At 72.2% G+C, this 24,659-nt stretch carries 19 protein-coding genes; 14 read left to right on the forward strand and 5 right to left on the reverse strand.

All coding sequences use genetic code 11. The features are described 5' to 3' along the window. The first annotated feature begins 3 nt into the window (after positions 1–3). From murD to DQ384_RS00500, 13 genes are all read left to right on the forward strand, one after another. A complete protein-coding gene (gene murD / locus DQ384_RS00440; RefSeq protein WP_114026626.1) occupies positions 4–1,359 on the forward strand; it encodes a UDP-N-acetylmuramoyl-L-alanine--D-glutamate ligase in 1,356 nt (451 codons plus the stop codon). Then, the gene (ftsW, locus tag DQ384_RS00445) at positions 1,356–2,705 is read left to right on the forward strand and encodes a putative lipid II flippase FtsW (protein WP_342769346.1); all 1,350 of its coding nucleotides are present in this window, start codon (positions 1,356–1,358) and stop codon (positions 2,703–2,705) included. The genes murD and ftsW overlap by 4 nt, the downstream gene beginning before the upstream one ends. A 10-nt stretch (positions 2,706–2,715) precedes the next feature. Next, positions 2,716–3,807 (forward strand): undecaprenyldiphospho-muramoylpentapeptide beta-N-acetylglucosaminyltransferase, encoded by a 1,092-nt coding sequence (gene murG / locus DQ384_RS00450; protein ID WP_114026627.1) that lies wholly within the window; start codon positions 2,716–2,718, stop codon positions 3,805–3,807. Further along, the gene (gene murC, locus DQ384_RS00455; RefSeq protein ID WP_114026628.1) at positions 3,804–5,213 is read left to right on the forward strand and encodes a UDP-N-acetylmuramate--L-alanine ligase; all 1,410 of its coding nucleotides are present in this window, start codon (positions 3,804–3,806) and stop codon (positions 5,211–5,213) included. Before murG ends, murC begins: the two co-directional genes overlap by 4 nt. Further along, on the forward strand, positions 5,210–5,881 hold the full coding sequence (locus DQ384_RS00460; protein ID WP_114026629.1) for a cell division protein FtsQ/DivIB: 672 nt from the start codon (positions 5,210–5,212) through the stop codon (positions 5,879–5,881). Before murC ends, DQ384_RS00460 begins: the two co-directional genes overlap by 4 nt. A gap of 235 nt (positions 5,882–6,116) precedes the next feature. Continuing rightward, on the forward strand, positions 6,117–7,568 hold the full coding sequence (gene ftsZ / locus DQ384_RS00465) for a cell division protein FtsZ (RefSeq protein ID WP_114026630.1): 1,452 nt from the start codon (positions 6,117–6,119) through the stop codon (positions 7,566–7,568). A 167-nt stretch (positions 7,569–7,735) separates the two neighbouring features. Further along, the gene (locus DQ384_RS00470) at positions 7,736–8,446 is read left to right on the forward strand and encodes a YggS family pyridoxal phosphate-dependent enzyme (RefSeq protein WP_220182708.1); all 711 of its coding nucleotides are present in this window, start codon (positions 7,736–7,738) and stop codon (positions 8,444–8,446) included. 104 nt (positions 8,447–8,550) lie between these two features. After that, a complete protein-coding gene (locus tag DQ384_RS00475) occupies positions 8,551–9,060 on the forward strand; it encodes a cell division protein SepF (protein ID WP_114026631.1) in 510 nt (169 codons plus the stop codon). A 109-nt stretch (positions 9,061–9,169) separates the two neighbouring features. Further along, entirely contained in the window at positions 9,170–9,454 is a 285-nt protein-coding gene (locus tag DQ384_RS00480; protein WP_114026632.1) for a YggT family protein, read from the forward strand. Between the two features lie 48 nt (positions 9,455–9,502). Further along, the gene (locus DQ384_RS00485; protein WP_114026633.1) at positions 9,503–10,375 is read left to right on the forward strand and encodes a DivIVA domain-containing protein; all 873 of its coding nucleotides are present in this window, start codon (positions 9,503–9,505) and stop codon (positions 10,373–10,375) included. Positions 10,376–10,417: 42 nt separating this feature from the next. Further along, positions 10,418–12,322 carry a hypothetical protein gene (locus tag DQ384_RS43510; protein ID WP_114026634.1) on the forward strand — a complete coding sequence of 635 codons (1,905 nt, stop codon included), beginning with the start codon at positions 10,418–10,420 and terminating at the stop codon, positions 12,320–12,322. A gap of 250 nt (positions 12,323–12,572) precedes the next feature. Further along, positions 12,573–14,180, forward strand: a complete 1,608-nt coding sequence (locus DQ384_RS00495; RefSeq protein ID WP_147268588.1) for an alpha/beta fold hydrolase — start codon at positions 12,573–12,575, stop codon at positions 14,178–14,180. Between the two features lie 143 nt (positions 14,181–14,323). Next, positions 14,324–16,363, forward strand: a complete 2,040-nt coding sequence (locus tag DQ384_RS00500; protein WP_114027016.1) for a cellulose binding domain-containing protein — start codon at positions 14,324–14,326, stop codon at positions 16,361–16,363. 211 nt (positions 16,364–16,574) lie between these two features. On the opposite strand, the gene ileS is transcribed toward DQ384_RS00500, so the two are convergent. Continuing rightward, positions 16,575–19,742, reverse strand: a complete 3,168-nt coding sequence (gene ileS, locus DQ384_RS00505; protein ID WP_114026636.1) for an isoleucine--tRNA ligase — start codon at positions 19,740–19,742, stop codon at positions 16,575–16,577. Between the two features lie 332 nt (positions 19,743–20,074). Between ileS and DQ384_RS00510 the strand changes: the two genes are divergently transcribed. After that, positions 20,075–20,344 carry a DUF167 domain-containing protein gene (locus tag DQ384_RS00510; RefSeq protein ID WP_114026637.1) on the forward strand — a complete coding sequence of 90 codons (270 nt, stop codon included), beginning with the start codon at positions 20,075–20,077 and terminating at the stop codon, positions 20,342–20,344. A 97-nt stretch (positions 20,345–20,441) separates the two neighbouring features. On the opposite strand, the gene DQ384_RS00515 is transcribed toward DQ384_RS00510, so the two are convergent. The 4 genes from DQ384_RS00515 to DQ384_RS00525 all read right to left on the reverse strand — a co-directional run bounded on the left by DQ384_RS00515 (position 20,442) and on the right by DQ384_RS00525 (position 24,655). Continuing rightward, the gene (locus tag DQ384_RS00515; protein ID WP_114026638.1) at positions 20,442–21,608 is read right to left on the reverse strand and encodes a site-specific integrase; all 1,167 of its coding nucleotides are present in this window, start codon (positions 21,606–21,608) and stop codon (positions 20,442–20,444) included. Between the two features lie 86 nt (positions 21,609–21,694). Then, positions 21,695–21,847, reverse strand: coding sequence for a hypothetical protein (locus tag DQ384_RS40815; RefSeq protein ID WP_181870944.1), 153 nt, complete (start codon positions 21,845–21,847; stop codon positions 21,695–21,697). Positions 21,848–22,178: 331 nt separating this feature from the next. Further along, positions 22,179–23,759, reverse strand: coding sequence for a hypothetical protein (locus DQ384_RS00520; protein WP_114026639.1), 1,581 nt, complete (start codon positions 23,757–23,759; stop codon positions 22,179–22,181). Next, complete coding sequence (locus DQ384_RS00525) at positions 23,756–24,655, reverse strand: bifunctional DNA primase/polymerase (RefSeq protein WP_114026640.1); 900 nt, start codon at positions 24,653–24,655, stop codon at positions 23,756–23,758. The genes DQ384_RS00520 and DQ384_RS00525 overlap by 4 nt, the downstream gene beginning before the upstream one ends. Positions 24,656–24,659 lie beyond the last annotated feature (4 nt).

Consider the following 24,659-nt stretch of genomic DNA (forward strand, 5'->3'; position numbering starts at 1 on the left):
GCGATGCACGTAATTGCGGGGCTCGGAGTCTCGGGGGTCGCGGCCGCGCGGAGTCTCGCGCGGGCGGGGCACCAGGTCGTCGTGGTCGAGGGACGGGACGGCGAGCGGCAGCGCGCCGCGGCGGCCGAGCTGGCCACCCTCGGCGTGGAGGTGCGGTTCGGCGGCGGGCTGCCGCCGGAGACCTCGCTGGTCGTCACCTCGCCGGGCTGGCGGCCCGGCCACCCGCTGCTGGTGGAGGCCGCGGCCAGGGGCGTCGAGGTCATCGGCGAGGTCGAGCTGGCCTGGCGGCGGCGGCCCCCGGGCGCCGCCCCCTGGCTGGCCCTGACCGGCACCAACGGCAAGACCACCGCCGTGCGCATGCTGACCTCGATGCTGGTGGCGGCCGGGTACGACGCCGTGGCCGTGGGCAACGTCGGCACGCCCATCGTCGAGGCCGTCGAGAAGCCCTACGACGTGCTGGCCGTCGAGCTGTCCAGCTTCCAGCTCCACTGGTCCTCGACCCTGGCCCCCGCCGCCGCGGCCGTGCTGAACGTCGCCGAGGACCACCTCGACTGGCACGGGTCGATGGAGGAGTACGCCCGCGCCAAGGGCCGCGTCTTCGAGCGCGCCGGGGTGGTCGTCTACAACGCCGACGACCCGCTGACGGCCCGCCTGGCGGCGCCGTACGCGGGGGCGGTGGGGTTCACCCTGGAGGTGCCCGCGCGCGGCCGCCTCGGCGTCGTGGAGGACCTGCTCGTGGACCGCGCCTTCGTCGGCGACCCCGCCGGGACCGCCGAGGAGCTCGCGACGCTGGCCGACGTCCGCCCGTTCGCGCCGCACAACGTCGCCAACGCCCTGGCCGCGGCGGCGCTGGCCCGCGCCTACGGGGTGCCGGCCGAGGCCGTCCGCCAGGGCCTGCTCGGGTACGTGCCGGACCCGCACCGCGTCGCGCACGTCGCGCGCGTGGCCGAGGTCGACTACGTGGACGACTCCAAGGCCACCAACCCGCACGCCGCCGCCGCGTCCCTGGCCGCCTACCCCTCGATCGTGTGGGTCGCGGGGGGCCTGCTGAAGGGCGCCGACGTCGACGACCTCGTGCGGCGCGCGGCGGGGCGTCTGCGCGGGGCCGTGCTCCTCGGCGCCGACCGGGGGCGAATTCGCGAGGCTCTGACGCGACACGCGGGGAATGTTCCCGTTACCGAGGTCGAGGGGCAAGACACTGGGGTCATGGACCGTGTCGTCACCGAAGCCGCCCGGCTGGCCTCCCCCGGGGACACCGTGCTGCTGGCGCCCGCCGGGGCCTCCCTGGACATGTTCGCCGACTACGGCGCCCGCGGGGACGCGTTCGCGCGCGCCGTGCGCCGTATGGCCGGCTCGTGACCACCGAGACGACGGGGACCGCCGGCACCGGCACCGAGACCACCGTGGCGACGGACCCGCGGGCCGGGGCCGCGCGCGCGCACGGCCGGCGCCGCGACCGGCTGTCGGCCCTCGGCGAGCTGCTGAACCGCCCCCTGACGTCGTACTACCTGGTGCTCGCCTGCAGCGGGCTGCTGCTGGCGCTCGGGCTGATGATGGTGCTGTCGGCCTCCAGCGTCGAGGCGTTGCAGAAGACCGGCAACCCGTTCTACTGGTTCATCAAGCAGTCGCTGTCGGTCGGCATCGGCCTGCCGGTGATGTGGGCGTGCTCACGGCTGCCCCAGCGGTTCTTCCGCCTCGCCGGCTACCCTCTCATGGCGATCTCGATCATCGGGCTCATCATGGTGATCTTCATCGGCGAGTCCGAGCTTGGCGCCCAGCGGTGGATCTACATCGGCGGGCTCACCATCCAGCCGTCCGAGCCCGCCAAGCTCGGCCTGGTGCTGTGGGGCGCCGACCTGCTCGCCCGCAAGGCCAAGGGCGGGCTGATCGAGTGGCGCCAGCTGCTGATCCCGCTCATGCCCGGCACCGCGATCCTCGCCGTGCTGGTCCTGCTGGGAAGCGACCTCGGCACCACGCTGGTGCTCATGCTGGTCTTCCTGGCCCTGCTGTGGGTGGTCGGCGCGCCGCTGCGGCTGTTCGGCGGCATCATGGCCGTCGCCGCCGTGGCCACCGTCATCATGATCAGCGTCGAGGGCTACCGCTCCGCCCGCATCACCGGCTGGCTGGACGTCTGGGGCAATGCCGAGACCTCGGGGTACCAGGCCGCCCAGGGGCAGATCGCCCTGGGGTCCGGCGGCTGGTTCGGCCTCGGCCTCGGCAGCAGCCGCCAGAAGTGGAACTGGGTGCCGCACGCCGAGAGCGACTTCATCTTCTCCATCATCGGCGAGGAGCTCGGCCTGATGGGCACGCTGGTCGTGGTGGCCCTGTTCGGGCTGCTCGGGTACGCGGGCCTGCGCGTGGCCACCCGGGTGAAGGACCCGTTCATCCGCCTTTCGGCCTCCGCCGCCGTCGCCTGGATCGGCGGGCAGGCGATCGTCAACATCGGCGCGGTCATCGGCGCGTTGCCCATCACGGGCATTCCGCTGCCTTTGGTGTCGTACGGTGGTTCGGCACTGTTGCCCACGCTGGCCGCGCTTGGCATGTTGTTGTCGTTCGCCAAACGAGAACCGGGCGCGGCCGCCGCCCTGGCGGCGCGTGGCCCCGGCCCGGTGGCGCGGGCTCTAAGCTGGCTTGGCCTGGGTCGTCCGGCGGCGAGGGGACGCCGTCCGGGGCGTCTCCGGCCGACATCGAGGCATGTGGAGTGAAAGGACCGACATGAGGGTGGTCCTCGCGGGCGGCGGTACCGCCGGCCATATCGAACCGGCCCTGGCGCTCGCCGACGCGTTGCGCAGGCACGACCCCTCCATCGGGGTCACCTGCCTCGGCACCGAGCGCGGGCTGGAGACGAGGCTGGTCCCCGCGCGGGGGTACGAGCTGGCGCTGGTGCCCGCGGTCCCGCTGCCGCGCGCGATCACGCCGCAGCTGCTGACCGTGCCGGGAAGGCTGGCCGGGGCGATCAACGCCGCCGCCGGCATCCTGGACCGCGTCCAGGCCGACGTGCTGGTGGGTTTCGGAGGGTACGTCGCCACGCCCGCCTATCTCGGCGCCCGGCGCCGGGGCGTGCCGATCGTCGTGCACGAGGCCAACCCGAGGCCCGGGCTCGCCAACCGGCTCGGCGCCCGGCTCACCGAACACGTCTTCACGGGTCACCCGGACGCGTCGCTGCCGCACGCCGAGTACGTCGGCATCCCGCTGCGGCGCGACATCGTGGCCCTGGACCGGCTGTCCATGGGCGACAAGGCGCGGTCCTACTTCGGGCTCGAGAGCGACCGGCCGACGCTGCTGGTGTTCGGAGGCTCGCAGGGCGCCCGCGCGCTCAACGAGGCCGCCCTCGCCGCCGCCCCGGCCCTGCGCCAGGCGGGCGTCCAGGTCGTCCACGTGGTGGGCCCCAAGAACGAGATCATCGAGGAGCCCCCGCCCGGCGACCCGCAGTACGTCGTGCTGCCCTACATCGACCGCATGGACCTGGCCTACGCCGCCGCCGATTTCGTGCTGTGCCGCAGCGGCGCCATGACCTGCGCCGAGCTGACGGCCGTGGGCCTGCCCGCCGCGTACGTGCCGCTGCCGCACGGCAACGGCGAGCAGAGGCTCAACGCCGCGCCGATCGTCGAGGCCGGGGGCGGCATCATGGTCGACAACGCCGACCTGACCACCGAGTGGATCATCCGCAACGTGCTGCCCATCCTGCGCGACCCCGAGCTGGTCGTCGCCATGTCGGCCGCCGCGTCGCGCATGGGCCGCAAGGACGCCGACATGGTGCTCGCCCAGAAGGTCCTCGCCGTCGTCGCCGCGGGAGGCCGCCGATGAGCCTGGTCAAGCTGGTCGCCCCGGTCGCCGCCGAGGAGCTCGGCCGCGTCCACTTCATCGGCATCGGCGGGGCGGGCATGTCGGGCATCGCCCGCATCCTGCTCAAGCGGGGCGTGAAGGTCTCCGGCAGCGACGCGCGCAGCTCCGCGATGGTCACCGAGCTGCGCGACCTCGGCGCCATCGTCCACGTCGGCCACGCCGCGTCCCACATCAAGAACATCGACACCGTCGTGGTGTCCACCGCGATCCGCGACTCCAATCCCGAGCTCGGCGAGGCGCTGCGCCAGGGGCTGCGCGTGATCCCGAGGGCGGCCGCGCTGGCGGCGGTGATGGTCGGGCGCACCGGCATCGCCGTCGCGGGCACCCACGGCAAGACCACCACCACCTCGATGCTCACGGTCGCCCTGCAGAAGTGCGGCCGCGACCCGTCGTACTGCGTGGGTGGCCAGCTCGTCACGACCGGCCTCGGCGCCGACGAGGGCGCGGGCGACGTGTTCGTGGCCGAGGCCGACGAGAGCGACGGCTCGTTCCTGATGCTGGCTCCGGAGGTCGCCGTCGTGACCAACGTCGAGCCCGACCACCTGGACAACTACGGCGACCCGCAGGCCGTGTACGACGGCTTCGCCCGCTTCGTCGAGCGCATCGGCTCCACGCTGGTGCTCTGCGCCGACGACCCGGGGGCGGCGGCGCTGGTGTCGCCGGCCCGTGCCCGGGGCCTGCGGGTGCGCACTTACGGCGAGTCCGAGGGCGCCGACCTGCGCGTCGAGGGCATCGTGCCCGACGGCTTCGGCGTCGCGTTCCGCGTCCAGGGCGAGCGCGAGGTCAGGCTGTCGGTGCCCGGCCGCCACAACGCCCTGAACGCCACGGCCGCGCTGGCCGTGGCCGAGGAGCTCGGCGTTCCGTTCGACGAGTTCCGCGAGGGTCTCGCCGCGTTCACCGGGGCCAAGCGCCGCTTCGAGGCCAAGGGCGAGGCGGCCGGGGTCGCGGTCTTCGACAGCTACGCCCACCACCCGACCGAGCTCGCCGCCGACCTGCGCGCCGCGCGCGACGTCGTCGCGTCGTTCTCCGGCCCCTCCGGGCGGGTCATCGCGGTGTTCCAGCCGCACCTCTACTCGCGCACGCGCTTCTTCGCCGACGAGTTCGGCGCGGCGCTCGCGCTGGCCGACGAGGCCGTCGTCCTGGACGTCTACGGCGCCCGCGAGGATCCGGAGCCCGGGGTCTCCGGCGCGCTGGTGGCGGGCAAGGTGCCGCTGCCGGCCGAGCGGGTGGTCTACGCGCCGGACCGCGCCGCGGTGCCCGGGCTGGTCGCGGACCGGGCGCGCCCGGGCGACGTCGTGCTCACCATGGGCGCCGGTGACGTCACCGAGCTCGGCCCCCACATCGTCGCAGAGCTCGCCGCGCGGTGAGCCGCCGGGCCTGGCGCACGGCCTTCGCCGTACTGCTCTCGTGCGGGGTGGTGGGGGCGGCGGCGTGGCTGGTGTTCTTCTCGCCCGTCCTCGGCGTTCGCCACATCGCGGTCTCCGGCAACGCCGTGGTCCCCGACGAGGAGGTCCGCCGGGCCGCCGCGGTGCCCGACCGCCTGCCGATGGCCACGGTCGACCTGGACGCGGTCCGGGGCAGGATCGCCGCGCTGCGCCGCGTCGAGTCGGTGAGCGTCGAGCGCAACTGGCCGGACACGCTGAAGGTCCGGGTGGTCGAGCGCAGGCCCGTGGCGGTCGTCCCCTCGGGCGGCGCGTCCGCGGTGGTCGACCGGCACGGCGTGGTGGTCGAGACCACGGCCTCCGCCCCGTTCGGGCTGCCCTCGCTGCACGTCGACCGCTTCGCCGTGGGGGACCCGGCCACGATGGCGGCGCTCAAGGTGGTCGCCGGGCTTCCGGGCGATCTGGCGCGCCTGGTGGGCACCGTCCGCGCGACATCCGCCGACGATGTCTCGCTCCGGTTGTCCGACGGCCGTACGATCATGTGGGGTGGGGCCGAACGCACCCGGGACAAGGCACGCGTCGCGCTCACGCTGCTGCAACGCCCCGCCGACCGTTATGACGTGAGTTCTCCGGACGTCGTGACGGTGAAGTGAGAGGTCCCGCCGCCGGGCGGGAACCGGCGGGAGCGAAAGGGACAGGCGGCAACACGCCGGGCGAGCTTGCGGCGCGGTGAGTTGACCCTGGGGGATGGGCAACCCTACTGTCCGTATCATTCCTCAGGTTGACATAACTCTAAATCTCAACTTGAGGGTGAGAGTTAAACAAGAAGGTCCGGCACCGATTCGGGCCTCACGTAATGCAAGTAAACGAGCGGAAAGGCCCCTCGTCGTGGCAGCACCGCAGAACTACCTCGCGGTCATCAAGGTCGTCGGCATCGGCGGCGGCGGAGTGAACGCCGTGAACCGGATGATCGAGGAGGGACTCAAGGGCGTCGAGTTCATCGCCATCAACACCGACGCCCAGGCGCTGCTGATGAGTGACGCCGACGTCAAGCTGGACGTGGGGCGCGAGCTCACCCGCGGTCTCGGCGCGGGAGCCAATCCCGAGGTCGGCCGCAAGGCCGCCGAGGACCACCGCGAGGAGATCGAGGAGGTCCTCAAGGGGGCCGACATGGTCTTCGTCACGGCGGGCGAGGGCGGCGGCACCGGCACCGGCGGCGCGCCCGTGGTGGCGAACATCGCCCGCTCGCTCGGGGCGCTCACCATCGGCGTGGTCACCCGTCCCTTCAGCTTCGAGGGGCGGCGCAGGGCGATGCAGGCCGAGGCCGGCATCGAGACCCTGCGCGACGAGGTCGACACGCTGATCGTCATCCCGAACGACCGCCTGCTGTCGATCTCCGATCGCCAGGTCAGCGTGCTGGACGCGTTCAAGGCGGCCGACCAGGTCCTGCTGTCCGGTGTCCAGGGCATCACCGACCTGATCACCACCCCGGGCCTGATCAACCTCGACTTCGCGGACGTGAAGTCCGTCATGTCCGGGGCCGGTTCGGCGCTCATGGGCATCGGCCACGCCCGCGGCGACGACCGATCGGTGGCCGCGGCCGAGATGGCCGTCTCCAGCCCCCTGCTGGAGGCCAGCATCGACGGCGCGCACGGCGTGCTGCTCTCCATCGCCGGCGGGTCGGACCTCGGCCTGTTCGAGATCAACGAGGCGGCCCAGCTCGTGTCCAACGCCGCGGCGATCGACGCCAACATCATCTTCGGCACGGTGATCGACGACGCGCTCGGTGACGAGGTCCGCGTCACGGTGATCGCGGCCGGGTTCGACGAGCCCGCCCCCGAGAAGCCGGCGGCACAGCCCATGGCGCGCACTCAGGCGCCCTCGCGCCCGCCCGCGCCCGCGCAGCCCGCCCCGGCACCGGCCGGACGCGCCGCCACGCCGCCTGCGCCGGCGCAGCGGGCCGAGCAGCCGCGGGTCGAGCGTCCCGCGCCGGTCCGTCCCCTGCCGGCCGCGCACCCCGCGCCCGCGTCGCACGGTCAGCCCTCGGCGGCCACGCACTCGTCGCACCAGCAGCACCAGGCCGCCCCGGCGCCGGTCACGCCCGTGCCCGAGCCCGCTCCGGCCTCCGACCCCGCGCCCTCCCCGGTGACCCCGTTCGCGCGGGACGCCGCGGCGGATCCCGCGCCGCAGGCCGAGCACCAGGGCCCGGTGTCCATCCCGAGGCCGGCGCCCGAGCCGCCCACCCCCATCACCTCCCGCGTCTCCGAGCCCGCCCGGCGCCGTCCGGTGGTCTTCGAGGAGCAGGAAGAAGAACTGGACGTTCCCGACTTCCTGAAGTGAGCGGCGGCACGCGCCCGCCCCGTACGGGGGCGCCGGCGCGTGCCGGCCGCGCGGGCGGCGGGCCGCGGGCCGTCCGAGGGCGCCGGGGAGCGCCGCGCGCGCGGAGCCCGTACGCTGGTCCCGGCCACTCGCATGCTCCCGAAGACCGAAGTGACGCGGACCCCCACGTGAACGACACCCTGAAGACGCGACGCGACGAGATCGCGGCGGGCCTCGCCGAGGTCGAGCGCCGGATCTCCGAGGCCTGCGAGGCCGCCGGTCGCGCGCGCCGCGAGGTCACGCTCGTGGCGGTCACCAAGACCTATCCCGCCTCCGATGTGGGCATTCTCACCGAGCTCGGCGTCCGCGACGTCGCCGAGAACCGTGACCAGGAGGCCGCGCCCAAGGCGGCCGAATGCTCCGGGCTGCCGCTGACCTGGCACTTCGTCGGCCAGCTCCAGACCAACAAGGCCAGGTCCGTGGTCTCCTACGCCCACGTGATCCACTCGGTGGACCGGCTCCGCCTGGCCGAGGCGCTCTCCCGGGAGGCGGTCAAGGCCGGGCGTGAGGTGGTCTGCCTGGTCCAGGTCGCGCTCGACGACGACCCGGCCAGGGGCGGGGTCGCCCCGGCGGGCATACCGCCGCTGGCGGACGCGATCGCGGAGGCGCCGGGACTCGTCCTCGGCGGGGTCATGGCCGTCGCCCCGCTCGGCGCCGATCCCGGCCCCGCGTTCGCGCGGCTGCGGGAGCTCTCGTCCGCGCTGAGAGGCGACCATCCGGGCGCCACGGTCATTTCGGCGGGGATGAGCGCCGATCTGGCGGACGCGATCGCACACGGAGCGACACACGTGCGTGTCGGTACGGCGTTGCTCGGCCGCCGGAAGCCCTTCGTCAGGTAATGTCCCCCCGAGTGGACCTTGATGTCCATCTATCCGAGCAGAGGTCGACAGCGGTGCCTTAGGTTGCTGGGTACGGCGACCATGAGCAGGAGGACGACGTAGCGATGGCCGGCGCGATGCGCAAGATGGCGGTCTACCTCGGTCTCGTGGAGGACGACCGCTACCCGGATTATGGTACTTACGCCGACGACGATGATTACCCTGACGATTACGTCGACCGGCGGCGGGGCGACGAGCGTGGGCTTGGAACGCCCCAAGACGGCCCGGAGGAAGTCGAGGCGGCCGTCCCGGCACCCAGGGCGGGGGCCGCGGTCGCCGAGCGGCGTACGACCGATCTGGCGCGGATCACCACTCTTCATCCGCGCACGTACAACGAGGCGCGCACGATCGGCGAGCACTTCCGCGAGGGCACTCCCGTCATCATGAACTTGACCGAAATGGTCGACAGCGACGCGAAGCGGCTTGTTGATTTCGCGGCAGGTCTGGTCTTTGGCCTACATGGAAGCATTGAACGTGTTACCAACAAGGTGTTCCTGTTGTCCCCAGCCAATGTCGAGGTGACCGCCGAGGACAAGGCCCGAATCGCGGAACGCGGGTTCTTCAACCAGAGCTAGAGTTCCACCATGAACAGTTCACGGCCGTACGCGGCCAGCACGACAGGCTTGGCCCATCGGGGCCGCCCCGACCGAGGCAGGCAGTGCGGAACGGAGGCAGGTCGCGACCGTGGGAGTTGTTAAGGAGATCGTGGTCGCGGTCCTGTCGATCTATCTCGTGCTGCTGATCGGCAGAATGATCTTTGAGACGGTTCAGGCGTTCGCCCGTTCCTGGCACCCTCGCGGTGTGGTCCTGGTGCTCGCGGAGGCCACGTACACGGCCACCGATCCGCCTCTCAAGTTCCTCCGCCGTTTCATTCCGCCCCTCCGGTTGGGTACGGTGGCCTTTGACCTAAGCTTCACAGTGCTGTTCATTGTGGTCTTGGTCATGATCCAAATCGTGTCCGCGCTTTGATCGGGTACCGTCCTCCGGACAGACTCCGAGCGCGCCAAGGAGACCGAAATGCCGCTGACGCCCGCTGATGTGCGGAACAAGCAGTTCAGTACGACCCGGCTCAGGCCCGGGTACGACGAGGAGGAAGTCGACGCCTTCCTCGACGAGGTCGAGGCCGAGCTCGACCGCCTCATCGGGGAGAACGAGGAGCTTCGCGCGAAGCTGACCGAGTGCCTGCGGGGCAAGGTGCCGGGTGGCATGGGCATGAGCATGGCGCCGGCCCCCGTGGCGGAGCCCAAGCCCGAGATGATGATGCCGCCGCAGCCGGAGCCCATGAAGCCGCCGGAGCCGATCAGGCCCGAGCCGGTGCCCGTCGGCATGGGGATGCCCCCCGCCGAGGACAACATGGACACCGCGGCCCGCGTGCTCGCCCTCGCGCAGCAGACCGCCGACCAGGCCATCGCCGACGCCCGCCGCGAGGCGGACGAGACCGTCACCCGCGCCCGCCGCGAGGCCGACGAGATCCTCGGCAAGGCCCGCCGCCAGGCCGAGCAGATCATCGGCGACGCGCGCGCCCGCGCCGAGACGCTGGAGCGCGACGCCCAGGAGCGCCACCGCCAGGCCATGGGCTCGCTGGTGCAGACCCGCGACGAGCTGGAGCGCAAGGTCGACGAGCTGCGCAGCTTCGAGCGTGAGTACCGCAGCAGGCTCAAGCTGTACCTGGAGAACCAGCTCGCCGAGCTCAACGTCTCGGCCGAGGGCAGCGGCGCGTTCCCCATCGTGGGCGCACAGGTGGGCGGCGCCCCCGCCATGTCCCACGCCGTCCCCCAGGGTGGTCAGCCGCAGATCCCCGGCGGCCAGAACAACCCGTTCGGTCCCGAGTCCGCACAGCACTCCGGCGCCTTCCAGGGCGTGGACGGCCCTCACAACGATCGCCGTTAAAGTAACGGGTCAGCCTTCGCCGGCCCGTGACTGGGAGCACCTGTGATCTACCTCAGCGCCATTCTGGTCGTCCTCGCCTTCGGCCTCCTGGTCGCGGGCGTTGTGACCGGAACAGCGGTCCTGGTCATGTGGTCGATCGTGGTCAGCGTGCTGTCCGCGGTCTTCCTGATGATCGGGGCCCTGCTGCGACGCCATGAGCTCTTCCCCTCCGGTGGCGTGCCGGCGGCGACGCCGCCGATGTCCCCGGCCGGAGCCGGTGTCGCCGGTGGCCTGATGGCCCATCCCGGGGCGGTGGCCTCCCCCATGGCCCCGCCGCGAGGGGCCTCTTCGCCTGTCGTCCGCCCGATGGCGGCGCCGCACCTGACGCACCCGGCGGCCACGCACGTGGCCCACCCGGGGTCAGCGTCGCCCTCGCCGCGGACGTTCCCCGCGACCGTGCCGGTGGGCGTCCCGGCAGTCGCGGGCGCGGGAGGCGGGCTCGCTCCCGACGCGATCGTCCTGGTCGTCCCCGGACGCAAGCGGTTCCACCTGTCCGGCTGCCGCCAGCTCGCCGGGCGTGAGACCGAGGAACTCACCTACGAGGAGGCCCGCGAAGAGGGCTTCTCCGCCTGCACCACCTGCTTCCCCGAAGGCGCCAAAGCCTCCTCCGCCGAAACCGGCGCCCACCCGGCGCTCGGCCAGGCCCCCCGCACCACCGGCCAGATCCCGCGCGCCACGCCCGGCCAGACCTCTCAACCGGCCCTCGAACAGGCCGCGGACCCTCTGCCCGGGCAATCCCTCGGCTCACCTTCGGACCAGGCGGCCCTCCCCGGCCTCGCCGCACGGCGGGCCCCCGGCGCCACGCCGGCCGCCACCACCCAGTCCAGATCCCCGGCCGAGCCGCGCTCCACGTCGCGCCCGGACAGGCCGCAGGCCGCGGGTGGCCCGTCGCGCGAGGACAGGCCGGGCACCGCGCCGAAGCCCGAGCCCGGTGGCTACCGCTCCGACGAGACCCGGCCCGTGCCATCCCTGCCCGCCTCCGCCCTGCGCCCGGGCACCGGCAAGGACGCCGCCACGTCCGGCGGCCCCGGCGACCCGGCACCGGCCGACGAAGAGAAGACCGACGGGCCCGCGCGCAAGCCCACCGACGGGCCCGCGCGAAAGTCCGGGGAGCGCCCCGCCTCCACCCCGGAGCCGAAGAGCCTCGCGTCCGACCCCAAGAGCGCCGCCTCCGCGTCCGAACCCAAGAGCGCCGCCTCCGCGTCCGAGCCGAGGAGCGCCGCCTCCGCGTCCGAACCCAAGAGCCCCGCCTCCTCGGCCGCGCCCAAGGCCGCCCAGCCCCTGATCTCCTTCAAGGCGCCGGAGGTACCGGAGGCGTCCACGCCGTTCCAGGCGTTCAAGCGCCCGGAGGGGTCCACCCCCACGTCACCCCGCCCCACGGGTGACTCCAGGCGTCCGTCCGACGCCCCCAAGGCTCCCGTAGGCGACGAAGCACCCAAGAAGCCCACGCGGGACGACGAGGACGACGACCCGGTGGTCGTGGTCGCCGCCACCTCGACCCCCGCTCCCCGCAAGCCCGCCACTCCCGGCACCGGCGCGGAGACCGGCTCCGACGCCAAGCCCACCGCCCCGGGCGCCGTCGGCGGCGAGACCAAGTCCGGAGCAAGGCCCGCTCCCCGCCCCGCCGCCGACGAGTCCAAGGAGGCCGCGGGGAAGACCGCCGGCAAGGAGACCACCGCTCACGCCGGCGACGCCGAGGATTCCGGTGATTCCGGTGAGGAGAAGGCCGGACCCTCCGGGGGTGAGGCCCGCTCCCGCACCGTCAAGGTCATCCCCGGCACCCGCCGCTACCACAGCTCCGCGTGCCCCCTGATCAAGGGCTCCGACCCGGACACCCTGGACACGCTGTCCCAGTCCGAAGCCGAAGCGAAGGGCCTCACCCACTGCGCGGTCTGCGAGAACAGCTGAACCCGACCTACGGCCCCAACGTGCACGGCTTCGTCGCCCTCCCGGCGACGGTCACCCGCCGTTGACTGCCCTGGCGGGATTCATCGGGGCAGGACGCCCCTGACGCCCGGGGAGGCGTCCGCGGTGAGAGTCACGGCCGGAGGTCTGGTCCAGGCGTCTGCGTAACGGGCGGCCGTTGATTGTCCGTTCTTGCCGTACGGGTCCGGGCGTCGGGGCGGGGGAGTGGCCGCCGGCGGCGGAGGATCGCAACATGCGCGAAGTGAGACCCGTCCTCGCCGGGCTGGTGGCCGGCGCCGTGATCCTGCCGTCGTGGTACGCCCCTGCCCGGGCCGCCACCGCTCCCGCTCGGGCCGTTGCCGCCCATCCCCGGGCATCCACCGTTCCCGCCCCCGCCGTTGCCGCTCCCGTGCGGGCGGCCGCGGGGCTCGTTCGGACCGTCGCCGGGCGAGGTGCCGCCGAGGTGGGAGAGGAGGGTCAGGAGTGTCCGGCGGAGGCGGTGTGCGGGCGGGTGCGGGTGCCGCTGGATCGGGAGTACCCGGCGGCGGGGACGACGAGCGTGGCGTTCCGGCTGGTGTACCGGCGGGACCGGTCGCGTCCGGCGGAGGGGACGGTCCTCCCCAACCCCGGCGGCCCGGGCATCGCGGTGATCGGCCGCCGTGACTACGCCGGCAAGTACCGCGACCTGCTGGAGACGCACGACCTGCTGCTGGTCGACCCCAGGGGCGTCGGCGAGTCGGATCGGCTGACCTGCCGGGCCGCCGGCTGGCCCGACCTGCACGCCTCACGCGCGCGGGCGGTCGCGGCGGCCGCCGCCTGCGGCCGGGAGATCGGCCCGCGGCGCCGGTACTACACCACGGCCGCCATCGCCGACGACATCGACGACGTCCGCGCCCGCCTCGGGATCGACCGTCTCGACCTGCTCGGCCAGTCCTACGGCACCCACCTCATGACCGTCTACGCGGCGCGGCACCCGCGGCACGTCCGCTCGATCGTCCTGTCCGCCGCCTACCCGCCCGGCTTCGACCTGCTCGGCCGCCCGTCGGCGCGGGCGATGCGCAGGGCGGTCCGCCTGCTCTGTCACCGCTCGGGCGGCGCGTGCGACGGGGGACAGGTGCTGGACGACCTGGCGGTGATGGCCGCGCGCCTGGACGGACGGCCCCTGCGGTACGGCCGCGACGGCGTCCTGGACGAGACCGCCCTCGCCAGCACCGTCTACAAGCTCGCCTCCGGCCACGCCGAGCTGTTCGGCCGGCTACCGGCGGCCCTGCGCGCGGTGGTGCACGGGGACATCGGCCCACTGAGGGAGCTTGCCGAGCGGGTCCGCCCGATCAGCGGGTTCTCCGGCGGCGGCGCGTTCAGCATGCCGATGTTCGTCACCGTCTCCTGCAACGACAACCCGGTGCTGTGGGACCGGCGCGCGTCCCTGGACCTGCGGGCCCGGCAGTACGCGGCCGCGCTCGCGCGTCTGGATCCCCGGGACTACAGGCCGTTCCGGCCGTCCGCCTGGATCGACGGCATCGCCGACCTGGGCGACCTGTGCATCGCCTGGCCGGGCCGCCGCGCGGAGCCCCGGCCGCGCCTCGGCCGCCTGCCGGACGTGCCCGTCCTCGTCCTGTCCGGCGAACTCGACACCGGCACGCCGACCGAGGAGGGACTGCTGGCGGCCCGGCCGTACCGGCACGCCCGGCTGGTCGAGGTGCCGAGCGCCGGTCACGTCGCCGAGCAGGACGGCAGGGCCGCGACCTGCGTGATCTCCCTGGAGACCCGGTTCATCCGCCGGGGGCGTCTCTCCGGGACGGACTGCCTGCGCCGCATCCCGCCGGTGCCCGTGGAGGCGGCGGCCCATCCCCTGACGTGACGGCCCATCCCTGACGACGAGGGCTGACCGTGCGCAGTGAAACTTTCACGGCGGGTTGACGGGTGCGGGCGCTACCCCGCACGATCATGGGGCCCTGGTCGGGAGGGCGTTGCCGCTGTCACCGTCCATGCCGAGGTGTGCCGATGCCCGAATCCCTGTCCCGAGTCGCGTCCGCCGTCCTGCTGGCGCTCGCCGCCCTGAGCGCGCCGCCCGCGCACGCCGACGACGTCACCCCGGTCGCGGTGACCGTCAACGCCCGTGCGGCGCTCGCCACCGTCCCCGCGACCGGCATCGGCGCCAACCATGCCATCTGGGACGCCAACCTGGGCACCGACCAGACCGCCGACCTGCTCAAGGACGCGGGCGTGAAGCTGCTGCGCTATCCCGGCGGCTCCTACTCCGACATCTACCACTGGGCCGACCACACCGCTCCCGGCGGCTACGTGGCCCCCGGCACCGACTTCGACACCTTCATGCGCGGGGTGCGGCGCACCGGGGCCCAGCCGATGGTGACCGCGAACTACGGCACCGGCTCCGCCGACGAGGCCGCGGCCTGGGTTCGCCAGGCCAACGTCGTGAAGGGCTACGGGGTCAAGCTCTGGGAGATCGGCAACGAGAACTACGGCAACGGCCACTACGGCAACGGATGGGAGGCGGACGACCACGCCGACAAGAGCCCGGCCCAGTACGCGCGCGAGGTCGTCGCCTACGCCGACGCGATGAAGGCGGTCGACCCGACCATCAAGATCGGCGCGGTGCTCACCACCCCGGCCAACTGGCCGGACGGGCTGGTCACCGCCGGCGACGACGGCACCTGGAACAAGGTCGTCCTGTCGAACGCCGGATCGAAGATCGACTTCGTGATCCTGCACTGGTACCCCGGCGCCCTGGACCGGACGGGGCACGTGGAGGACATGATCCACCTCGCCCGCCGGCAGATCGCCACGTACGCCGGGCCCGGGTCCGAGCGCATCGGGATCGCGATGACCGAGTTCAACACCGGCTCCAGCAGCAACGGCACCAACACCCAGCCCGGCGCGCTCGCCGCCGCCGACGCCTACGCGACCCTGCTGGCGGGCGGGGTGTTCACGGTCGACTGGTGGAACGTCCACAACGGCATCGGCGCCGTCACGCAGGTCGAGGGGCACACCGACTACGGCGACTTCGGCCTGCTGTCGTCCGCCGGCTGCACCTCCGACGGCAGCGTCTGCGAGCCGCCGCTGAACACGCCCTTCGCGCCCTACTACGCGCTCCAGATGATGAGCAGGTTCGCCCGCCCCGGCGACCAGTTCGTCCGGGCCGGCACCGACCAGCCGAAGGTGGTGGCGCACGCCGTCCGCCGCCCGGACGGAGACCTGGCGGTCCTGCTGATCAACACCTCGTCCGGCACGTCGTATCCGGTCACGATCGGCTACGCCGGCTTCAGCCCGGCCTCCGGCGCGCCCGCCCTGCTGACCCACACCAACGGCGCCACGAGCATCACCTCCTCGACCGGCGGAACCGCCACCAGCCAGACGCTGCCGCCGCTGTCGCTCACCACGGTCGTCCTGCACCCGGCCACCGCCCAGACGGGCCTGCCGGGCGCGCCCGGGCAGCCGGTGGCGGCGAACGTCACGGACAAGGCGGCGACGATCTCGTGGCCCGCCGCCGCGCCCGGTCGTCGCGCGATCGCGAAGTACGAGGTCCACCGGCAGGTGGGGGCCGTGAGCGAGCAGCTCGGCGAGACCGCCGGCACCTCCCTCACCGTCGGCAACCTCAGGCCGGGCACCCGCTACACGGTGAACGTGATCGCCCGGGACGCCGGCGGCGGCGTCTCGTGGGCCTCCCCGCCGCTGACCTTCACCACCGGCACGCCCGCGTCCAGCTCCTGCACCGTACGGCTGACCGACCAGAACGACTGGGGCAACGGCTACGTCGGCGCCATCGACATCACCAACAACGGCGCGCCGATCAACGGCTGGACCCTGAACTTCAGCTGGCCGCGGACCTGGCAGAGCCTGAGCGGCGGCTGGGGCGCCGTCTGGACGCAGACCGGCTCCGACATCAAGATCGTCAACGACCCCGCCAACCCGTCCCTGCCCACCGGCGCGACCGCCACGGTCGGCTACGTCGGCAACTACACCGGCCCGAACGTCCTCCCGGCCGTCTTCACCCTCAACGGCACCGTCTGCAGAACCGAGTAGCCGGCACCTCAACGGCCGGGCCCGCCAGGGCCCGGCGCAGTGCTCCGCGAGCGCACGAATCTACTTCGTAAAGGACGGGCCCTGTAGCCATGCTTACAGGGCCCGTCCCGTCATATGACGTTGTGCGCTTGTAGGACCGGATGGCCCCAGAGTTACTCCAGGGCCTTTCGTTCGCCCGGCGGCCTAGAACGTCAGGTTCCCGCCCGCCGTGTCAGGTGGTGGCGCGGGCGAGCTGGAACCGCAGGCCGAGATCCTGGTCATGATGGGCGGGCAGGTCGTGGGACGGGGAGCCCTCGGTCATGGTGACCGCGAGCACCTCGTCGGCGACCTTGGCGCCGTCGGCGCGCAGGGCCTCGGCCAGGTCGCCGGAGGCCGTCCACCACAGGTCGATGCGGTCGGTGATGGACAGGCCGCTGGACTTGCGGGCGTCCTGGACCAGCCGGATCACGTCCCGGACGAGCCCGGCCCGCGACAGCTCGGGGGTGACCGTCAGGTCCAGGGCGACGGTCTCGCCGCTGCCCGACCCGGCGGCGCCGGTCTCGACGGCCCACCCGGCCCTGGGCTGCTCGGTGACGATCACGTCGTCCGCCCCGAGCTCGACCTCCGCGCCGTTCACGCTTACGGTGGCCGTCCGCCCGGCCCGGATCAGCGCGGCCAGCGCCGCGGGGTCGGCGGCGGTGATGGCCGCCGCGACGTCCTTGGTGCCGCTGCCGAAGCGCTTGCCGAGGGCCCGGAAGTTGGGCTTGACCGTGAAGGACACCAGGTCGGCGGAGAACGCCGACAGGTCCTCCAGCGCCTGGACGTTGAGCTCGTCGGCGATCAGCTCGCGCAGCGACTCCGGCAGGGACGCCCACCGCGCGCTGCCCACCAGCGCCCGCCCGAGGGGCTGGCGGGTCTTGACGCCGCTGCCCGCGCGCGCGGCCCTGCCCAGCTCGACCAGCCGCCGTACCAGCGCCATCTGTTCCGACAGCGCCGGGTCCAGCAGGGCCTGGTTCACCTCCGGCCAGGTGGCCAGGTGCACCGAGGAGGGCGCCTCGGGGGCGCGCAGCACGTCCCAGAGGTAGTCGGTGAGGAACGGCACCATCGGCGCGAGCAGCCGGGTCACCGTCTCCAGCGACTCGTACAGCGTGGCGAACGCCGAGACGTCGCCGGACCAGAACCGGCGGCGCGAGCGGCGGACGTACCAGTTGGACAGGTCGTCGAGGTAGTCGGTGAGCAGCCGCCCGGCGCGCGCGGTGTCGAAGGCCTCCAGCGCCTCGGTGACGTCGGCGACGGCGCGGTTGAGCTCCGACAGCGCCCACCGGTCGATCAGCGGGCGGTCGGCGGGCGCCGGGGCCTCGGCCAGCCGGGACGGCGACCAGGACTCGGCGTTGGCGTACAGGGTGAAGAAGGACGTCGTGTTCCAGTAGGTCAGCAGGACCTTCCTGACGATCTCCTCCAGCGCGGCGTGCCCGACCCGGCGCGGCGCCCACGGCGAGCCGGAGGCGGCCATGAACCAGCGCAGCGCGTCGGCGCCGTGCTGCTCCATCAGCGGGATCGGCTCCAGCACGTTGCCGAGGTGCTTGCTCATCTTGCGGCCGTCCTCGGCGAGGATCAGGCCGAGGCAGAGCACGTTCTCGTACGAGGACCGGTCGAACACCAGCGTGCCGACGGCCATCAGCGAGTAGAACCAGCCGCGGGTCTGGTCCAGGGCCTCGCAGATGAACTGGCCGGGGTAGGACTGCTCGAAGACGTCCTTGTTGACGTGCGGCGCGCCCCACTGCGCGAACGGCATGGACCCGGAGTCGTACCAGGCGTCGATCACGTCCGGCACGCGGCGGGCCTCGGCGCCGCAGTCGGGGCAGGGGAAGGCGACGTCGTCCACGAACGGCCGGTGCGGGTCGAGGGCCGACAGGTCGCGCCCGGCGTGCTCGCCGAGCTCCTTCAGCGAGCCGACGCAGGTGACGTGCGACTCGTCGGCCGTGCAGACCCACAGCGGCAGCGGCGTGCCCCAGTACCTTGACCGCGACAGCGCCCAGTCGACGTTGTTGCGCAGCCACTCGCCGTAGCGGCCCTCCTTGATCGTGGCCGGGAACCAGTTCGTCCGCTCGTTCTCGGCGAGCAGCCGGTCCTTGATCGCGGTGGTGCGGATGTACCACGAGGGGAGCGCGTAGTAGAGCAGCGCGGTGTGGCAGCGCCAGCAGTGCGGGTAGCTGTGGTCGAAGTGGGTGCCACGGAACAGCAGGCCCCGGGCGCGCAGGTCCTCGGTCAGGCCCTCGTCGGCGTCCTTGAAGAACTTCCCGCCGACCTGCGGGACGCCCGGCAGGAAGCGCCCGTCGGGGCCGATCGGGTTGACCACCGGCAGGCCGTACCGCTTGCAGGTCGTCATGTCGTCCGCGCCGAACGCGGGGGCCTGGTGGACGAGGCCGGTGCCGTCCTCGACCGTGACGTAGTCGGCGAGCACGACGTAGTGGGCGCCGGGGATGTCGACCAGGTCGAACGGCCGGGAGTACGGCGTGTGCTCCAGCTCGGCGCCCGGGACGCGCTCGGTGACCGTCCAGCCCTCGCCGAGGGCGGCGTCCACCAGCGGCTCGGCGACGATCACCGGCTTCTCGCCCTCACGGGACGCCACGACGTAGGTCACGTCGGGGTGGACGGCGACGGCGGTGTTGGACACCAGCGTCCAGGGCGTGGTGGTCCAGATGAGCAGGTCGGAGCCCTCGAAGCGGCCGGAGGTCACCGGCATCCGCACGTACACCGACGGGCTGGAGACGGTCTCGTACCCGCCGGGCTGCCCGAGCTCGTGGTCGGACAGGCCGGTGCCGCAGCGCGGGCAGTACGGCGTGATGCGGAAGTCGCGGAACAGCAGGCCCTTGTCCCAGATGACCTTCAGCGACCACCAGACGGCCTCGACGTACGAGGGGTCCATCGTCCGGTACGCCTGGGACATGTCGACCCAGTAGCCCATGCGCTCGGTCATCGCCTCGAACGCGTCGACGTGGCGCTCCACCGACTCGCGGCAGCGCTGGTTGAACTCGGCGATGCCGTACGCCTCGATCTCGGGCTTGCCGGACAGGCCGAGCTCGCGCTCGACGGCGACCTCGACGGGCAGGCCGTGGCAGTCCCAGCCGGCCTTGCGGGCGACGTGGTAGCCGCGCATCGACTTGTAGCGCGGGAAGACGTCCTTGAAGACGCGGGCCTCGACGTGGTGGACGCCGGGCATGCCGTTGGCGGTGGGCGGACCCTCGAAGAACACCCAGGACGGGCCGCCGGCGTTCTGCTCCAGCGAGCGCTCGAACACCTTGCCGTCACGCCAGCGGTCGAGCACCTCGGCCTCGAAGGCGGGCAGGTCGGCCTGCGGCGGGAGGGACCGGAAGTACGGTGAGGACGAAGCTGACATCGTAGGGGTGGACCTCCACGCGAGTGATTTCTCCATGGCGTGGAGGGACGAGGCCGGGAGCCCCGCGGTACCACCCTCCTTGACCCCTTCCGAGAATCTCCCGAAAAGAGGCCCACTCTTGTCTGCGCTGCCGGTTCTACTGGGCTCCGCCCGGCGCTGGGCCGGTCCGGGCCGTTCTTCCGGCGGCTCCGGGGTGATCTTCCCTCCGGCTCTCGCCCCGGGCTCGCACCGTCCCCGGGTCGCTCCTGCGAGGTGGGCACGGAGGTACTCGTCCCATCGACGCCTTGCAAACTAAAACGATATCCCACCCCAGGCAGAGGACGGACCCATTTATGAGGCTGGCGATCAGGGTACGGCCGGGCGCCGCCCGCGAATCCGTCGGCGGCGCCTACGGCGAGGGCGCGGTCGTGGTGAAGGTGAACGCCCGCGCGGTCGACGGCCGGGCCACCGAGGCGGCGCTGCGGGCGGTCGCCGAGGCCTTCGGCGTGCGCCGCTCCGATGTGCGTCTGGTAACCGGAGCGACAAGCAGGGATAAGGTCGTGGAGATCCTCGGCAACGACCAGGAATTGACCGAAAGGGCCACGGCGTTACGGATGGCGTAAGCCAAGCCTGAGCCGTCTCGGCGCATAACGCGAGGTCGGGAGCCACTTCCGACGACCGGAAGGGCTTCACCAACCTCGCGAGTGACTAACTGGGTGACTACGCTCCCGCAGAGTCCTGCGGGAAGATCCGATCCATTGCCTCAGCACCTTCGAGCAGCATTGGCCGGATCTGCTTCCGGTAGACCTTCTCCGTGATCGCGGACCCATTGTGCCCGACCAGGCGAGAGATGTTCTCCAAGGGGACACCCGAGTCGGAGAGCAGAGAGACGAAGCTGTGGCGCATCTCCCGCGGTGTCCACTTCTTGGGGTCGAGCCCGGCCGCCGAGAGGATCCGCCGGAAGTCCCGCCGGACGTTGGCCGCGTCGAGCGGGGTGCCGGCGCTGCTCGTGAACACCAGCTTGCTGTCCGGCCAGGCTTCGCCGGCGGCTTTGCGGGCGGCGGCTTGCCGCTCCTGGTGGGCCGAGAGCGCGCGAACGCAGCGCTGCGGAAGGGCCAGCGTCCGGCGGGACTTCCGCGTCTTGGTATCGCCTCCCGCTCGTACAGAGCGCCAGACCATGATGGATGGAGGGACCGGCGGGTCATCGTCGGGCTTGCCTACCAGGTCCACGAGGGGCCAGACGAGCGCGCGGAGCTCTTCGGTGCGGGCGCCGATCAGCAGCGAGAGCACGATGTACGCCTCCAGGGGCGTGCCTTCCGCTGACTTCAGGACGGCCTCAGCCTGCATCAGGGTGAAGGCTTTCGACGGGCGCCCCGCGAGACCGGTGGGCACATCGCAGAGTGCGACGACGTTCCGTTTCACTTTGTCGCGCGCCTGCGCCATCCGCACCGCTCGATTCAGGATGGAATGGCACCTACGAAGTGCCTCCGTGCTGAGCGCGGTGGATTTCTCTTTCAGCCACTTGTCCACATCTTCGGCGGAAAGCTCTTTCAGCTTTCGCGCTCCGAGGGATGGGATGATGTGATTATCGGCCAGAGACGTATAGGTCCTGAGGCTACTCGGGGACTTGTCGCTCAGGCCGTATGTGAGCCAGTACCTCACGGCATCGGCCACGGTGTAGCCCTTCGACGCGACGATGAGGCCGTCTTCGTGGTCGCGTACGAGCTTCTTGAGCTTGGCTCGCGCCTTGGTCTTGTCCTTGTCGCTGGCCTTTCTGACGATTCGCTTTCCGGCAGGCGTGTAGCCCACCGTTATGGACGCGATCCAGCGATTGCGGGACTCGTCCCAGTGAAGGCCGCCGTCTCCGCGGCTCCTGCGCTTGATCATTTGGTGGTTCTCCGATTGAGATTCTCGGTGGGGTGCGGCTCCGACGCCGCTTTGGTCGGTGAGGCCGGGGCCGCTTTGAAGGTGGGTCAGGGAAGCCGTACTTCGGCGTAGATCCGAACGTTGCGGGTGGTGCCGCGGCAGGGGTAGGGCGCGGAGATCTCGATGACGTCGAAGGTGGTGGCGATGATGTCGGCGGCCTGGGTGACTTCGTCGGGCAGGCCAGTGATGCGGATCTTCATGGGTCCTCCATGGTTTTCGGTCGCGGGATGGAAGGGTTTGGGGCTGGGGTGGGGGGCTTGGTGCGGTGCGGCTCTGGCGTTGAGGGCTGAAACATCTCCGCATCTCCGCATCTCCGCAAAAGTGCCTTTGAGCTGGGAAGACGGTTGCGGAGATAGCTGCGGGGTTCCGGTGTCCATCTCCGCAACCGGGGGTTCATCTCCGCAGAAAGTGCGGAGATGCGGAGATGAACTCTGGGGAGGGAAGTTCATCTCCGCAGATGTTTGCGCTGGTAAGACGGGGTGTTGCGGCGTTGCGGAGATGCGGAGATGTTTCAGCGGTTCTCCGACCGGGTCAGGCATGGTGCTCGACCCAGAAGACGTTTCGGTCTCCCCGGTCGTTCTTGGCCGCGCGGATCACGTAGTCGCCGCGCCACCGTCCGGTCTGCCCGGTCAGCAGGCGGCCCAGGGCCAGCGCGTTGGGCAGGCGCCCGGACGGGGTGGTGATGAACTGGCCGTCCCACCGGTCGTGTTCCTCACCGGCGGACCCTTGGCCGACCCAGACCGGTTCACCCGAGCGGCGTAGCTCGGCGGCGGTCATGCGGTCTTGGCCGTGCAGGTCGTGCCAGCAGGCCAGGAAGCCGCGCCAGCGGGTTTCGTCCTCGTCGATGTCGCGGATGCCGGCGGCGTTGGCCAGGAACCCGTCGATGTGGTGGTGGGCGAGGAACCCGCCCAGGGATTGGGCCCAGGGGGTGAACTGGCGCATGGACAGCCCGGCCGCGCGGGGCGCGCCCGCAGCGGTCCAGTCCAGGACCAGGACCAGCAGGTGCCACAGCACGGTGTGCTGGTTGGCCGGGACGGTGATCCACTGGTCAAGGTGCGGGATGCCGAACCGGCTCTGGTCGCGCTGTTCGGGCCGGGGCATGTCGGGGTCAAGGTGGACGCGGACGGTGCGGGAGGCCATGTCTCCGCCGACCTGGAGGTTGTTGCCGGTGGCCATCCACAGCCGGTCGTTGACGGTGGCGATGTTGCGCGAGGCGCCGAGCTGGCGGTCCGACCACACCCCGGCCGTGACCAGCAGGGCGAGGTTTGCGGAGTCGATGACGGTTCCTTCGGCCAGGTTGTCCCACACCACCACGCCGACCTGTTCGGCCATGACCGCGGTGATGCTCTTGCGCAGTTCCTCTTCGGTGTAGGCCCAGGGCATGACCCGCTGGCCGTAGAGCATGCCCGGCCCGCCGGTCAGGATCGACTTGCCCGAGGCGGGCATGGTGGCGTCGATCAGCGCGAACGGGGTGAGGCTGCGGGTGTAGTGCCGCAGGATCGGTGTCGCGAGCAGGGCGATGTAGTTGGCACGGTCGGCCGGTGTGGCCCAGGGGAAGTCCCGCAGGAACCGGTTGAGCAGGAAGTCCCGCGCGGCGTGCACCTGCTCGGCCGTGGGCCGGTCGGGGACCGGCGGCAGCGCGACCTTGGCCGCGAGGTACAGGCCTGTGGCGGCGTCGTACCCGGGGGCCTGGAGCAGGGTGCCGTCCCGGCGCAGTACCGGCGCGCCGATCACCCCGCGCAGCGCGGGCACGGTGGGCCAGGTCTTGCCGGCCAGCACCGAGGCCAGGATGTCCCGGGGCGGGGTGACCTCCTCCTCGTAGAGATCAACCTCCTTGCCCTTGCCTTCCTTGCGGGAGCGCAGCCGGTAGACGTAGGCGTGCTCGGCCAGCAGCCCGGCCAGGGTGGCCGGAGTGATCGTGCTCGCGGTGACCGGCAGGGGCGAGTCCTCGTCGGCGGCCGGGCTGGCCTGCCCGCCTGAGATGGTCTCCATGTGCACCAGTGCGCCGCCCGACACGTAGGTGTCGGGCAGCAACTGGTCGGCCAGGGCGGCCTTGAGCACCCGGATCGTTTCGGGCCCGGAGCCCACGTGCACGTGCTTGGTGCTGGTCACGCGGCCACCTGGCGGGGTCGCTTGGCTCCGGCGCGCAGGCCGGATGCGATGGTACGGTGCGCCTCCCCGGCGCCCTGCCCGACCTGCGCGGCGGCGTCGGCGAGCCAGGCGGTCACCTCGGCCTCGGCCAGCGCGCCGCCGGCCACCAGCTGGCCGAGCGCGATCGACGCGTGGTACAGGGCGTTGTTGTGGCCGTCCGGGGGCGAACCGGTGACGCGCGCCAGCTCGGCGACCACGGCCGCGCGCAGGTAGGCGCCGTGCCGGTCGGTGGCCACCGGCACCGCCACCGGCTTCTGTGGCGGACGGGGGGCCGGGCGTAGCCGCTCGGCGAGCCATCCCGGCAGCGGGGCCGGGACGGCGCGGTGCAGCACCTGGTAGGTGCCGGTGCCGTCAGGGAGGTCGACGTGGCTGCCGGGGCCGACGACGTACCCGCCGCGGGCGCGGGTGTCGACCTTCCAGCCCAGGCCGTTGCCGTCCTCGCCGCGGGTGTTGCCCAACTCCACCCCGGCCGGGGCCGCGTAGTACAGGTGGCAGCCGCCGAGCCGGGTCCGGACCTGGAAGGTCTCCAGCGGCACCAGGTGCCCGGCACGCTGGCAGACCAGGGCGAACACGTCGGCGCCGCCGGTCACGCCGGGCAGGTCCCATTCGGGCGGGGGCTGGTCGCCGGACTTGGCAACGTCCAGGTCGACCACGACCAGCTCGGACGGACCGCAGGCGATGCCGATGTTGAAGGGGTGGCGCCTCCACCAGCGGTGGATCACGTCGGGGTCGGTGGTGGCCTTGCGGGTCCAGCTCCACCCCTCCAATGGGACCTTGTCCCTGGGGGCGAGCGGGAAGACGTGCCAGCCGCGCGCGGCGGCGGCTAGCGCGTAGCTGGTGAGGTCAGTCCTCGGCATCGGT

Source organism: Sphaerisporangium album, assembly GCF_003323745.1.
In the GTDB taxonomy this organism is placed as follows: domain Bacteria; phylum Actinomycetota; class Actinomycetes; order Streptosporangiales; family Streptosporangiaceae; genus Sphaerisporangium; species Sphaerisporangium album.